Source organism: Acidaminococcus fermentans DSM 20731 (assembly GCF_000025305.1).
Classification (GTDB): Bacteria; Bacillota; Negativicutes; order Acidaminococcales; family Acidaminococcaceae; genus Acidaminococcus; species Acidaminococcus fermentans.
Window position 1 is genome coordinate 511974 of record NC_013740.1, and the last position, 12798, is coordinate 524771.

The 12798-nt window shown below is 55.9% G+C and carries 12 protein-coding genes; 10 read left to right on the top strand and 2 right to left on the bottom strand.

The annotated features are described in order from the left end of the window. The first annotated feature begins 4 nt into the window (after window positions 1-4). From ACFER_RS02280 to ACFER_RS02315, 8 genes are all read left to right on the top strand, one after another. Window positions 5-1462 carry an SLC13 family permease gene (locus ACFER_RS02280; protein ID WP_012937825.1) on the top strand — a complete coding sequence of 486 codons (1458 nt, stop codon included), beginning with the start codon at window positions 5-7 and terminating at the stop codon, window positions 1460-1462. A gap of 127 nt (window positions 1463-1589) precedes the next feature. Further along, the gene (locus ACFER_RS10765) at window positions 1590-2411 is read left to right on the top strand and encodes a zinc ribbon domain-containing protein (protein WP_012937826.1); all 822 of its coding nucleotides are present in this window, start codon (window positions 1590-1592) and stop codon (window positions 2409-2411) included. Between the two features lie 97 nt (window positions 2412-2508). Beyond that, window positions 2509-2859: a hypothetical protein gene (locus ACFER_RS02290; protein ID WP_012937827.1), complete on the top strand. Its 351-nt coding sequence runs from the start codon at window positions 2509-2511 to the stop codon at window positions 2857-2859. 60 nt (window positions 2860-2919) lie between these two features. Beyond that, window positions 2920-3363: a universal stress protein gene (locus ACFER_RS02295; protein WP_012937828.1), complete on the top strand. Its 444-nt coding sequence runs from the start codon at window positions 2920-2922 to the stop codon at window positions 3361-3363. 14 nt (window positions 3364-3377) lie between these two features. Continuing rightward, entirely contained in the window at window positions 3378-3821 is a 444-nt protein-coding gene (locus ACFER_RS02300) for a universal stress protein (protein WP_012937829.1), read from the top strand. 13 nt (window positions 3822-3834) lie between these two features. Next, window positions 3835-4272, top strand: a complete 438-nt coding sequence (locus ACFER_RS02305) for a universal stress protein (protein ID WP_012937830.1) — start codon at window positions 3835-3837, stop codon at window positions 4270-4272. A gap of 138 nt (window positions 4273-4410) precedes the next feature. After that, window positions 4411-4848, top strand: coding sequence for a universal stress protein (locus ACFER_RS02310; protein WP_012937831.1), 438 nt, complete (start codon window positions 4411-4413; stop codon window positions 4846-4848). Between the two features lie 34 nt (window positions 4849-4882). Next, window positions 4883-5317, top strand: coding sequence for a universal stress protein (locus ACFER_RS02315; RefSeq protein ID WP_012937832.1), 435 nt, complete (start codon window positions 4883-4885; stop codon window positions 5315-5317). Between the two features lie 85 nt (window positions 5318-5402). Here the strand turns inward: ACFER_RS02315 and ACFER_RS02320 are convergent, their stop codons facing one another. Next, window positions 5403-6941: a Na+/H+ antiporter NhaC family protein gene (locus ACFER_RS02320; RefSeq protein WP_012937833.1), complete on the bottom strand. Its 1539-nt coding sequence runs from the start codon at window positions 6939-6941 to the stop codon at window positions 5403-5405. Window positions 6942-7100: 159 nt separating this feature from the next. Here ACFER_RS02320 and ACFER_RS02325 point away from each other — a divergent pair, with 159 nt between their 5' ends. Next, the gene (locus ACFER_RS02325; protein WP_012937834.1) at window positions 7101-8627 is read left to right on the top strand and encodes an alanine/glycine:cation symporter family protein; all 1527 of its coding nucleotides are present in this window, start codon (window positions 7101-7103) and stop codon (window positions 8625-8627) included. A 53-nt stretch (window positions 8628-8680) separates the two neighbouring features. On the opposite strand, the gene ACFER_RS02330 is transcribed toward ACFER_RS02325, so the two are convergent. Continuing rightward, the gene (locus ACFER_RS02330; RefSeq protein WP_012937835.1) at window positions 8681-9874 is read right to left on the bottom strand and encodes an aminotransferase-like domain-containing protein; all 1194 of its coding nucleotides are present in this window, start codon (window positions 9872-9874) and stop codon (window positions 8681-8683) included. Between the two features lie 296 nt (window positions 9875-10170). Between ACFER_RS02330 and polA the strand changes: the two genes are divergently transcribed. Beyond that, a complete protein-coding gene (gene polA, locus ACFER_RS02335; RefSeq protein WP_012937836.1) occupies window positions 10171-12789 on the top strand; it encodes a DNA polymerase I in 2619 nt (872 codons plus the stop codon). The last annotated feature ends 9 nt before the right edge of the window (window positions 12790-12798 follow it).

Genomic DNA, 12798 nt, shown 5'->3' on the forward strand with positions numbered 1-12798 from the left:
TGCCATGACAAAATCACAAAAAGACATATTCTGGCTGGCAGCTTCTCTGGCTGCGGGTTTCGCCGTCCGCTTCCTGCCGGCTCCGGCGCCCCTGACCCAGGAAGGGCTGGCTGTTCTGGGGATTTTCCTTACTTCCCTGATGATGTGGATCACCATTTCCATTGACTGGCCCAGCCTGATCACTGTGTTCCTGCTGGGTTTCCTGCCCCATTTCGGATTTGGGAACACCCTGAAGGGAACCTTTGGGAACACCACGGTGGCCTTTCTGCTGTTCACCTTTATGCTGGTGTATCCCCTCTCCCAGACACATTTCGTCCGGCGCTGCACGGTGACCTTCATCACCAACGCCATTGCCCGGCGGGGGCCCTGGTCCTTTGTGGCCTTCCTGTTCTTTGCCGTCACCTTCATGGGGCTGTTCATTTCGCCCTCCGTGCTGTTTGTGGCCTTCATGCCCTTCCTGGAAGATATTTTCCAGGTGCTGGGGCTGAAGAAGGGGAGTCCTTCCGCCAACATGATCATGCTGGGGACGGCCTTCTGCATCAGCCTGTCCTCCGGGATGACCGCCATCGGCCATGTGTGGCCCACCATGGCCATGGGGTACTATACGGCGGCCACCGGCCGGGATGTGAACCAGTTCCAGTACATGGCCATGGGGATCCCCACCGGGGTGCTCCTGGTGGTCCTGCTGCTGCTGGTATTCAAATTCCTGTTCCGTCCGGCGGATATCCACGCCATCGATCCCCAGAAGGCAATGGGGCTCCGGGGAACGGTGCCCCGGGCGGACAGCCGGGAAAAGATCATCCTGGGGACCATGGCCCTGACGGTCCTGCTGTGGGTGGGGCCCAGTCTGGTGAAGGGCTGGAATCCCGGCCTTTACAAGAGCATCAGCAGCCTGACCACGGCCATGCCTCCCCTTCTGGGCTGCATCATCCTGTTCATTGCCCGTCATGAGGGGAAACCCATCATGAATTTTAAAGAAGTGATGACCAAGGGAGTGCTGTGGGCTTCCATCGTGATGACCGGGGCGGCCACCATGCTGGGTTCCGCCCTGACCCACAATGAAATGGGCATCAAGGCCTGGCTCAGCGGCATGCTGGCTCCCGTGGCCAGCGGGCTGCCCGTACTGGGATTGATCCTGTTTTTCTTTGCCTGGTGCGTGCTGGAGACCAACTTCTCTTCCAACATCGTCACCACCACCGTGGTCAGCGCCGTGGCCCTGTCCGTGTGCCAGGCCCTGCCGGCAGGAGTGATTTCCGTGGGAGCGGTGGTCTGCCTGATCGGCTTCGGGGCCGGTATCTGCAACATGACCCCGGCGGGCCAGTCCACCATCAATACGGTGGCCATCGGGTCCGGCTGGACCACAGCCCGGGATATGTTCGTCTGGGGCGGTATCTTCGCCCTGCTGGCCATCCTGGCCATGACCTTCGTGGGCTATCCCATCGGGAGCGTGATTTTGGGGTAGGGGTTGTATTTTGTCAACGGTCAGCTGTCAGCAGCCGGCTGACAGAACAAAGGGGGTGCTGCACGTGCCGCACTCCCTTTGTTCTGCTATAATAAACAGGAAAGCAAATGACAGGAGGTCGGGAACGATGGTCAGATTTTGTCCTCATTGCGGGAAGGAACTGGAACCGGGTGTGCGGTTCTGCCCTTCCTGTGGGAAAGCGGTTCCGGAAACAGAAAGCAAGGGAGCAGGGGGAACACAGACGGCCGGACCGGTTGAAAGCAAACCGGCTTCCGGCAGCAGAAACAGGATCCTGGCGGGAGGGCTCGTTGTGCTGCTGCTCCTGGGAGGCGGCGCTTTTTATATCCAGCAGCAGAAATCCCGGGATGCTTCCCAGGCGGCAGCCATAGCGGCCCAGGAAGCCAAACAGGAAAAGAAGGAAAAAACGGCGGAGAAACAGGAAGCCAATGACTCCATCGGGACCGTCCAGAAAATCATGGAACAGGAAGGCATTTCCGGAAAAGTCCTGGCCACGTCCTATGGGCATGATCCCAACGGCAGTCTGAGTTTGATCGGGGGCAAGGGACGCCGCCTTCTGGTCATCGATGAAAAGAATCACCAGAAGGCTTTCGTGGAAGCCACTTCAAAATTGTACCAGTTCATCAATCACCGTACAGGGAATCTTCCTCCTGTCATCTTCCAGATGAGAGTCCTCAATGAGAAACCCGGAGAGGATGAAAAAGCCGGATACTGGGATGGAACCAGCCATGTGATCCCCATCTATGCCCAGTATTCCTTTGACGGGGAGGGAAAAGTGGTGCCGGGTATGCTGAATACCGGCGCAGGTGCCAGGCCGTCCCATTACCATGGCTATCTCCAGGAACAGCGCCATGTGGATCTGGCCAACCTGGTGCTGACGGAAATGCAGGCCCTCCACGAAAATGCCAATGCCAATCATATCATGCTGTAACCGCGGCTGACGGATTTCCTCCGGGCCTCAATCAGGTCTCCGGAGAAGAAGTCCGGCACAGCTGACACTGAAAACATACTGGAAAGGTTTTGATCATATGGAATTTTTTCTCTTTGTGGTAATGCTGTCCGTAGTTTCTTTCTGTATGGCCGTGCTTTGCTACGGTCTGACCCTGCGGTTTTTCAAGGGATCCAAGGTGGTCCAGTATATCCTGACGCCTCTTTGTGTGGTGGGCTGGGATTTCCTGGTAGTGATCCAGGGAGAGCCTCTTCGCTGGGTGCTGGCCGCTCTGCCCATTTTGGCGGTGGTGGGGCTGTTCCTGTATGCCCGGAAAAAGTATGAAGAGAATCCGGAACCCCTGGAACTTGCCCGGAGACAGAACGGCTTCACTCCGGACCGGAAAATGCGCCGGTACCAGAAAAGAAATCAGAAAAAAGTAAAAAAATAAAAGGGATTTTTTCCAAAAAGACGAATACTATCCATAAAGAACAAGGAAGGGGATGAGCAGATGTTCCAGAAAATCCTGGTCCCTGTAGATGGGTCTGAAACAGGATGGAAAGCCCTGAAAACAGCGGCTGTCCTGGGAGAAAAATTCCAGGGAGAGCTGCAGGTGTTCACCGTGACGGAACCCTATGACAGCCTCAGCCTGTTCCAGATTACCCTGGATGAAAACATCATGGACCGCAGCAACCGGGAATTGAAGAAAGCCAGCCTGGCGATCCTGGATGCAGCAAAGGAAAAACTCACGGAATATGACTTCAAAGGCGGGGTTTCCTATGAAGAAAAAGCTGGGAATCCGGCGGAACTGATCCTGGAGAAATCCCGGGAAGATGGCTGTGATTCAGTGGTCATGGGCAGCCGGGGGCTCAGCGGGATCACCGAATTCCTGTTGGGCAGTGTCAGCTCCAAAGTTTCCCAGTATGCGGAAGTTCCTGTATTTGTGGTGAAATGACGGGAGGTGTTGGTATGTTCCAGAAGATCGTTGTTCCGGTGGATGGATCCAAGACGGCTTGGAAGGCATTGGATACGGCAGCTTCTCTGGCTGGAAAGTATGGAGGGGACCTGGTGGTCGTCAATGTGGTGGAACCTTATGACGCCATCAGCAGCATGTCCATGCATCTGGACCGGGTGGTCCTGGAAAAGGCATTGAAGGCCATGAAAAAGGCCAGCCTCGATGTGCTGGATGATGCCAAGGCCAGACTGGAAAAGGCAGGTTTTGCCGGGAAGGCAGATTTTGTGGAAAAAGAGGGAAATGCCGCGGAACTGATCCTCTCCGTAGCCCGGAAAGAAGGGGCTGATTCGGTGGTCATGGGCAGCCGGGGCCTCAGCGGGATCACGGAATTCCTGCTGGGCAGCGTCAGCACCAAGGTGACCCAGTATGCGGAAATTCCTGTTCTTGTGGTGAAATAAAGGAGGCATGTCTATGTTCAAAAAAATCCTGGTACCGGTGGATGGCTCCCAGACTTCCTGGAAGGCACTGGATACTGCCAGATCCCTGGCGGAAAAATATGATGGCAGGCTGCTGGTGATTACGGTGATGATCCCCTATGGGTCCGGCAGCTTCCTGCAGATGTCCCTGGATCAGACCCTGATCGATCAGAACAATGCAGCCATGAAAAAGGCCGGCTTTGCCACCCTGGATATGGCCAAGGATAAACTGGGCAGTTACGCAGGGGATGTGGAATATCTGGAAGAAACCGGGAATCCGGCGGAACTGATCCTGGATGCATGCAAGGAAAAAGGCTGTGATACCATCGTCATCGGCAGCCGGGGCCTCAGCGGCGTGGAGGAATTCCTGCTGGGCAGTGTGAGCAGCAAGGTTTCCCAGTATGCCAAAGTTCCGGTTGTGGTGGTAAAATAACAGTTTTTCATAACGGGCAAAAAAATTGCTGCTTCGGCAGCAATTTTTTTGAAAAGAAGCAGGGTTTTACAGTCTTGCGGTGAATATATACTATAGTAAGAAAAGAAATGTAAAGGAAAATGCGTTGGAGGTGGTTGTATGTTTGAAAAAATCTTGGTTCCGGTGGATGGTTCCGAAACTTCTTGGAGAGCTCTGGCAGAAGCCAAAGAACTGGCAGAGGCCTTCAAGGGCGAATTGCTGGTGGTCAATGTGATCCAGCCCTACAACAATTCGGCCATGCTGGTGGTGCCCCTGGATCAGGCTACCATCAGTCAGGGGAATGAAGAACTGACGAAAATCGGCAACAGCGTACTGGATACGGCCAAGGAAAAACTGAAGGACTTCAAGGGCAAAGCGGAATTCGACCTGGAAGTGGGTCATCCGTCCGAACGGGTCCTGGCCGTGTGCAAGGAAAAGAAATGCACGGCTATCGTCATTGGCAGCCGGGGTCTCAGCGGCATTGCCGAGTTCTTCCTGGGCAGCGTCAGCAGCAAGGTTTCCCAGTATGCCGACGTACCGGTACTGATCGTAAAATAAAGGGAATACAAGTTCCTGCAAAGGAGGAGTCTCTATGATCAACAAAATCCTGGTTCCTGTAGACGGTTCGAAGATTGCGCTCCGTGCCCTGGAATTTGCCATGGAGATCGGCGGCAAATTCGGGTCGGAAATCATTGTCATCAATATCGATGTGCCCTATGACCTGAGCCGGATCAAACCTCCTCGGAGAGACAAGAACGGCAATGTGATCCCGGTGGAAGCCGCGGCGCCCACTCCGCTGGAAGAAGCGGAAAAGGAAGCCAAGAAGGCAGGGTATGAACGAATCACCTTCAAGAAAGTGGTGGACATCGATCCGGCAGAACGGATCTGTGCCGAAGCGGAAAAGGACGATACGGATCTGATCATCATGGGGAACCGGGGCATGGGTGTGCTGGCCGGATTCTTCCTGGGCAGTGTCAGCACCAAAGTATCCCAGAGTGCCCATTGCCCGGTGACCATTGTGAAGTAAGAGCGGGATCACCACAACTCCAAACGCTGGAATAAAAAGGGGACTGTGAAGAAATGAGAAATTCATTTCTTCACAGTCCCCTTTTTCATTTCGCCAATCTCCTCTTCGCTCGTCTGTGGAGCAGGAACAGGGACAACAGAAGCAGGCCGATGCCGGTGACCAGGGTCAGCAGGGCACTGCCGCCGGAAAAACCGGCAGCCAGGTAAGCCACGAAGCAGCAGGCGGCCACCACACAGGCATAGGGGATCTGGGTGCCCACATGCTGGATGTGGCTGCAGCCGGCCCCGGAAGAGGACAGGATGGTGGTATCGGAAATGGGGGAACAGTGGTCCCCGAACACGGAGCCGGCCAGGGTGGCAGACAGGGTGACGGTCATGATGGTGGGGGTGGCGGACTGGCAGATGAACACTACAATGGGGATGAACAGTCCGAAGGTGCCCCAGGCGGTGCCGATGGAGAAGGACAGGCCGGCGGCCACCAGGAAGACGATGGCCGGCAGCAGTTCCATGGGCAGGTGGCTGGTCTGGACCAGCATGCCGATGAATTTCCCGGTTCCCAGGTAGTTCTGGCACAGGGTGCCAATGGTCCAGGCCAGGGTCAGGATGATGTAGGCCGGCACCATGGTGTTGATCCCGGCACCGATGCTGTCCATGAATTGCCGGAAGGTCAGCAGTTTCCGGGGAACAAACTGGAAGAAGGCCACCAGCAGGGCCCAGAATCCGCCCAGTACCAGAGCGGCGGAAGAGTTGCTGTTGCCGATGGCTGCCTGGAAGGAAAGCCCCTTGGACCAGTATCCGCCGTTGTAGAGCATGGCCAGGATGGTGAAGACAATCAGGGCGGCAATGGGAATCAGCAGGTCATACACCGTGCCTTTGGCGGTTACCGGCTGCTGCTGTTGGGCGGCCTTCTGGTCAATGGCCCCCAGTTCACCCTTGGTTTCCGCCAGGTATTCCACTTTGGCCATGGGACCGAATTCCAGATCCGTCAGGGACAGGACGGTGACCATCAGGATGGACAGGATGGCATACATGTTGTAGGGGATGGTGGCGAAGAAGGCGGACATTTCGTTGGGGAAGGCTCCGGTTTCGTAGAGCGTGGAGCCCACGGCTGCCGCCCAACTGGAAATGGGGGCGATGATGCAGACGGGGGCGGCGGTGGTATCGATGATATATGCCAGCTTGGCCCGGGAAATCCGGTATTTGTCCGTCACCGGCTTCATGACTGTACCCACGGTCAGGCAGTTGAAGTAGTCATCGATGAAGATCAGGATGCCCAGGATACTGGTAGCCAGTTCCGCGGCCCGCCGGCTGGTGATCTTCCGGGTGGCCCATTGGCCGTAGGCCTGGGAACCGCCGGCCTTGTTCACCACACAGACCAGGGCACCCAGCAGGGCCAGGAACAGGATGATATTGAATTTGTCCGGGGTCCCTACGGTCTTGGACATGATTTCAAAAGCGGCAGAACTCATGGCCACCAGACCGCCGCCGGAAGCAGCTGCATAAATCAGGCCGCCGGACAGGATCCCCAGCATCAGGGAAGAAATCACTTCTTTGGTGACAAGCGCAAGAGAGATGGCAATAATCGGGGGCAGCAGGGAAAGAATCCCCACATCAACAGGTTCCATAATCGACTCCTTTTTGTTCAGAAATTGTAGGTTGGTTTAAAAAATATGTTTTATTTTATCATATTTCTCCTGTCATTTCACAAATATGCCTGAATTTGTTGAAAATCTTTCAGACTGTGTTATAGTAAAAGAAATCAAATACGAATGAGGGAGATGCTCATGGAAAATTTGTTTGCATGGATCAATTCCGTTCTGAAGTTTGTCGGCCCCCTTTCTGACTTTTTCTGGGACATTCCCACCCAGTTTTCCTGGTACAAAAATCTGCCTTTGTTGGGAAGCTTTTCGTTCGCCATTATCGTCCTGGTGGGGTCGGGGATCTACTTTACCCTGCGGCTCCACTGCATCCAGCTGACCCACATGGGGGAGGCCATCCGTCTCCTGATCCGCCGGCGCAGTGCAGAAACGGGGATATCGCCTCTGGCCGCCTTTATGCTCAGTTCCGCCATGCGGGTGGGTCCTGGGAACATCCTGGGAGTCACCGGGGCCATTTCCGTAGGAGGACCGGGAGCCTTGTTCTGGATGTGGGTTTCCGCCTTTTTCGGTATGGGTACCGCCTTTGTGGAAGGGACCATGGCCCAGCTGTTCAAGGAAAAACGCCGGGGACAGTTTGTAGGCGGTCTGCCTTTTTACGGCAGGGCCCTGTTCGGCGGCAGCCGGACTGTGGGGATTTTTCTTTCCCTGCTGTACATTTTCTATGCCCTGGGCTGTCTGCCGGCCCAGGGATATAATGTGGTTTCTTCCGTGGGCGCCATCGGATCCCTGGTTTCCGGGGTGGAGGTTCCCACCAAATCGTTCTTTTATTACGGAACAGCGGCGGTGGTCCTGCTTTTTACGGCTGTGCTGGCTTTCGGGGGCATCAAGAAAGTCACCCGGGCCACCAATGCCATGGTGCCGGTGATGGCCGTGATCTATGTGGCCACTACGGTGCTGCTGATCGTGACCAATGTCCAGTCCGTTCCCTATTTCTTTGAAGCGGTATTTACCGGGGCCTTCCGGCCGGAAGCCTTTTTCGGCGGGGTGTTCGGCACCGTCCTGGTACAAGGGGTAAAACGGGGGCTCATGAGCAACGAAGCCGGCCAGGGAACCATTACCATGTCCGCGGCTTCCGCCGATGATGAACATCCCTGTGAACAGGGACTTCTGTCCGCTGCCGGGGTGTTCCTGGATACCCACATCATCTGCACCATGACCGGGTTCATTGTGATCATGGCCCATGCCTGGACCCAGGATCCCACGGCCTGGAAAGCCGCCGGCAAGCTGCCCAGGTATCTGCTGTCCGTAACCAGCATGACCCCTACGGCGGGCATCAACACTGCAGTGACACTGGCCCTGACCCTGTGCTTCTGCCTGTTCGCCTATACCTGCCTGATTGGGATGATTTCCTTCTCGGAAATCGCTTCGGCCCGGCTGAGCCAAAATCCCCGGGTCATCGTTGCCGTCCGCTGCCTGTGTCTTTTGGTGGCCGCTTTCGGGATCCTGGTGAACATTGCCGGCTATGACCTGAGCAACCTGTGGGCCTTCTCCGATCTGGCCAACATCGTCATGGTCTACTGCAACGTGCCTCTGCTGTACAAAGGCTTCCAGTACGTGCTGAAAGCTCAGCGCCACTTTGTCAGCGGCAGCACCGAACCCTTTGACGGAAAGAAAATCCTGGGGATCGATACCCCCTGCTGGCCGAGGAAATAAAAAAGGGGCTGTTACACACGTATTTTTCACGTGCAACAGCCCTTTTTTTTATTTTACTTCCCTTCTTTGATTTCCTTCAGCGCTTCCGCCATCCGTCTGACCCCTTCCACAATCCGGTCATCCGGCATGTTGGAATAGTTGATCCGCATGTGCCGGTCGTTCTTGATGTTGGGATAGAAGAATTCGCCCAGCACACCGGCCACGTTCTTTTCGATGCATTTGTCGAAGACCTTCCGGGCGCTGACTCCTTCCGGGAAGGTCAGCCACAGGAACAGGCCCCCTTCCGGACGGGTCCAGGTGGTGCCGTCGGTGAAGGTTTCTTCCATGGTCTTCAGCAGCAGGTCACGGCGGTGTTTGTACAGTTTGTTGATTTCTGCCACATGTTCATCCAGGCTGTATTCATCCATGTACCGGTCGATGATGGCCTGATCGAAGGCGGAGGTGTGCAGGTCAGCACTCTGTTTTACCTTGACGAATTCTTTCATCAGGGTGACGGGAGCCGCCAGCCAGCCAATCCGCAGACCAGGGCAGAAGGTCTTGGAGAAGGTCCCCATGGCCATGACCAGGTCCTTGGTGTCCATGCTCTGGAGGGAGGGGAGAGTTTCCCCTTCGTACCGGAGTTCCCCATAGGGGTTGTCTTCCAGTACGGGGATATTGTATTTGTTGACCACTTCCATGAATTTCTGCCGCCGTTCCAGGCTCCAGCAGATGCCAGTGGGGTTCTGGAAATCCGGGATCACGTAGATCAGTTTGGCCCGGGGCGTTTCCGCCAGGATCTTGTCCAGTTCTTCCGGGATCATCCCTTTGTCGTCAGTGGGGACTTCCTTGAATACGGGCTGGTAGGCCTTGAAAGCGTTGATGGCTGCCAGGTAGGTGGGGCTTTCCATCAGCACCACATCCCCTTCGTCAAAGAAAATCTTCCCGGCCATATCCAGGTTCTGCTGGGAACCAGTGGTGATCAGGATGTTTTCGGCACCCAGATGGGATTTGTATTTCCGGTTCATCCGGTCGGCAATCTTGGCCCGCAGGGAAGGACGGCCTTCCGTGGTGGCATACTGGAGCACCTTGTGGCCTTCCGCAGCGCAGACTTCCTGACAGACTTTGCCGATTTCCTCCACCGGGAACAGTTCCGGTGCCGGCAGTCCTCCGGCAAAGGAAATCACTTCCGGACGCTGGGTCACCTTCAGGATTTCCCGGACGGCGGAAGCCTGCATCCCGGCCATGCGTTTGGCAAATTTGTATTCCATAATCAAAAACCTCCCCAAAAAATCAGCTGTCCTTTCCGGACAGGCCCAATTTCATTTTATCTTAGAAAATGCTATCACTATCTTTTTTTACCGTCAAGCTAATGAATTTAATATCCAGTATACAAAATATGAATATATTCATTTTTGTATCGTTTTGTACAAAAATAGAACAGTATTTATAAGCATACTGAAATGCCATGAATTAGAGCATCCGGGTATATCGGCAACGGTTCACGATGAACGGGGGCAAGTATGATATAATGGAAGGAATTAGAATACACTGAGGATGGTGCGACATGGACGAAAAATTCCTTCTCATCGACGGCAGCAGCCTGATCCACCGGGCTTTCTTCGCGCTGCCGCCCCTGACCAATAAAAACGGCGTGAACACCGGGGCGGTGTACGGCCTGTGCAACATGATCCTGAAGCTGCTCCAGGAAATCCAGCCCAGCTATATGCTGGTGGCTTTTGACAAATCCCGGAAAACCTTCCGGACAGAAAAATTCCCGGAATACAAGGGACAGCGGAAAGCCACCCCTCCGGAACTGAAAGAACAGTTCCCCCTGTCCATCCAATTGCTCCAGAGCATGGGGATCCCCACCCTGGAAGTGGACAATTATGAAGCGGATGACATTATCGGAACCCTGTCCAGCGGGGCTCCGGAGAATGTGCAGGTACGGATCGTCACCGGGGACCGGGATGAGTTCCAGCTGATTAAGGGCAATGTCCAGGTGCTGTTCACCAAAAAGGGCATCTCCAATATCGCCGTCTATGATGAAAAAGCCTTCGGGGAAGAATACCAGGGGCTGCAGCCCCGGCAGATCATCGATCTGAAAGGGCTGATGGGGGATACCAGCGACAATATCCCCGGAGTGCCCGGGGTGGGGCCCAAAACGGCCCTGAAGCTGATCACGGAATACCGGACGGTGGAAAATGTCCTGGACCATGCGGAAGAAGTCAAAGGCAAGGCCCTGAAGGAAAAACTCCGGAACAACCGGGAACAGGCCCTTCTGTCCAAGGACCTGGCCACCATCTGTCTCCAGGTGCCCATCGACCGGGATCCCGGAGCCTATGTGCTCACCGGGCTTACGGAGGAAAGCCGGCAGCTGATGCAGGAACTCCAGTTCAAGAACCTGTGGGACCGGTTCGTACCGGTACTGGGCTGTGCCGCCGGGACGGACGCCGGCAGCAGCGATCCCCTTTCCCTGTTCGGGCAGCCGGTGGCGGCGGAAACCCTGGATACGGTGGAAATCACCAGCGATGCCCAGGGGGAAGCTCTGGTGGAAGAAATCCGCGCCCGGGGCAAACAGGTGGCCCTGGCCTGGCAGCTGAAGGGCAGCCTGCCGGTGCTGGAAATGGAACGGCTGGATCTGGCCTTTGCCGGGAAACACTATGTGTTCTGCCCGGAAACCGCCGGGAAGGAAGCGGTACTGTCCCTGCTCCAGGATCCTGCCATCTCCAAGGCGGCAGCGGATCCCAAAGAACTGTACAAATACATGATGGGGCAGGGAAAGAATCTCCAGGGCATTACCGATGACCCGGCTCTGGCCGGCTATCTCTACGAACCGGGCGCCTCCGGATACGGAATCCAGGCACTGGGCGAAGAATTCCTGCCCGCCGCCAGCGGAGAAGGGGCCCAGGATACGGCGGCCCTGGTGCCGGTGCTCCGGGAAAAGCTGGAGGAACGGGGACTGACCCGGCTCTATGAAGACATCGAGCTGCCGTTGACGGAAAATCTGGCGGAAATGGAGTTTACCGGCATTGCGGTGGACCAGGCCATGCTGGATGAGGTCACAGGGGAAATGACGAAAAAGGTCCAGGCACTGGAACAGCAGGCCTGGGATCAGGCAGGAGAACAGTTCAACCTGAATTCCCCCAAACAGCTGGGGGTGCTGCTGTTTGAAAAACTGGGGCTGCCCATCATCAAAAAGACCAAGACCGGGTATTCCACCGATGTGTCCGTTCTGGAAGCCCTCCAGGGAGAACATCCTCTGATTGAAACCCTGATCAGTTACCGGCAGCTGTCCAAACTGCTTTCCACCTATCTTCTGGGGCTCCATCCCCTGATCAACCCTGCCACCGGACGGATCCACACCCATTTCAACCAGATGGCAACAGTCACCGGCCGTCTGTCCAGTACGGAACCCAATCTCCAGAACATCCCCACCCGGACAGAAGTGGGCAAACGGATGCGGGAAATGTTCGTGCCCGGGGAAGGGTACGACCTGCTCATGAGCTGCGACTATTCCCAGGTGGAGCTCCGGGTGATGGCCAGCATCGCCCAGGACGAACTGCTGCTGGATTCCTTCCGCCACGGCCAGGATGTCCATGCCCGGACGGCTTCGGAAATTTTCGGAGTGCCCCTGGACCAGGTGACGCCCTACATGCGGAGCAAGGCCAAGACGGTGAACTTCGGGATCATCTACGGCATCAGCGATTTCGGCCTGGCCCGGCAGCTGGGGGTGCCCCGGGGCGAAGCGGCCCAATATATTGAAAGCTATTTTGCCCGGTACACCGGGGTGAAGGCGTATATGGAACGGGAAAAACAGAAGGCCCGGGAAATGGGCTATGTGGAGACACTGTTCGGCCGCCGCCGGTATCTGCCGGACATCAACGCCAAGAACTTCAACCGCCGGAGCTTTGCGGAACGGACTGCCATCAATACCCCCATCCAGGGGACGGCGGCGGATATCATCAAGGTGGCCATGCTGAAGGTGGCCCGGAACCTGAAGGAAGCCCGGGTGAAGAGCCGGGTGCTGCTCCAGGTCCACGACGAACTGGTACTGGAAATCCCGGCGGCTGAACAGGAAACCGTAGGGAAAATCGTCAAGGAAACCATGGAACATGCCGTGGATCTGGCCGTTCCCCTGGTGGCCGATGTGGCCGTAGGGAAGAACTGGGCCCGGGCCAAGTAAGGAGGATGC

Excerpts from the sequence above, each read along its gene's own strand:
- ACFER_RS02325 (WP_012937834.1), top strand. The coding sequence starts at position 7,101 with ATGGAAAATTTGTTTGCATGGATCAATTCCGTTCTGAAGTTTGTCGGC.
- ACFER_RS02320 (WP_012937833.1), bottom strand. The coding sequence starts at position 6,941 with ATGGAACCTGTTGATGTGGGGATTCTTTCCCTGCTGCCCCCGATTATT.
- ACFER_RS02310 (WP_012937831.1), top strand. The coding sequence starts at position 4,411 with ATGTTTGAAAAAATCTTGGTTCCGGTGGATGGTTCCGAAACTTCTTGG.
- ACFER_RS02295 (WP_012937828.1), top strand. The coding sequence starts at position 2,920 with ATGTTCCAGAAAATCCTGGTCCCTGTAGATGGGTCTGAAACAGGATGG.
- ACFER_RS02315 (WP_012937832.1), top strand. The coding sequence starts at position 4,883 with ATGATCAACAAAATCCTGGTTCCTGTAGACGGTTCGAAGATTGCGCTC.
- ACFER_RS02290 (WP_012937827.1), top strand. The coding sequence starts at position 2,509 with ATGGAATTTTTTCTCTTTGTGGTAATGCTGTCCGTAGTTTCTTTCTGT.
- ACFER_RS02280 (WP_012937825.1), top strand. The coding sequence starts at position 5 with ATGACAAAATCACAAAAAGACATATTCTGGCTGGCAGCTTCTCTGGCT.
- ACFER_RS02305 (WP_012937830.1), top strand. The coding sequence starts at position 3,835 with ATGTTCAAAAAAATCCTGGTACCGGTGGATGGCTCCCAGACTTCCTGG.
- ACFER_RS02330 (WP_012937835.1), bottom strand. The coding sequence starts at position 9,874 with ATGGAATACAAATTTGCCAAACGCATGGCCGGGATGCAGGCTTCCGCC.
- ACFER_RS10765 (WP_012937826.1), top strand. The coding sequence starts at position 1,590 with ATGGTCAGATTTTGTCCTCATTGCGGGAAGGAACTGGAACCGGGTGTG.
- polA (WP_012937836.1), top strand. The coding sequence starts at position 10,171 with ATGGACGAAAAATTCCTTCTCATCGACGGCAGCAGCCTGATCCACCGG.
- ACFER_RS02300 (WP_012937829.1), top strand. The coding sequence starts at position 3,378 with ATGTTCCAGAAGATCGTTGTTCCGGTGGATGGATCCAAGACGGCTTGG.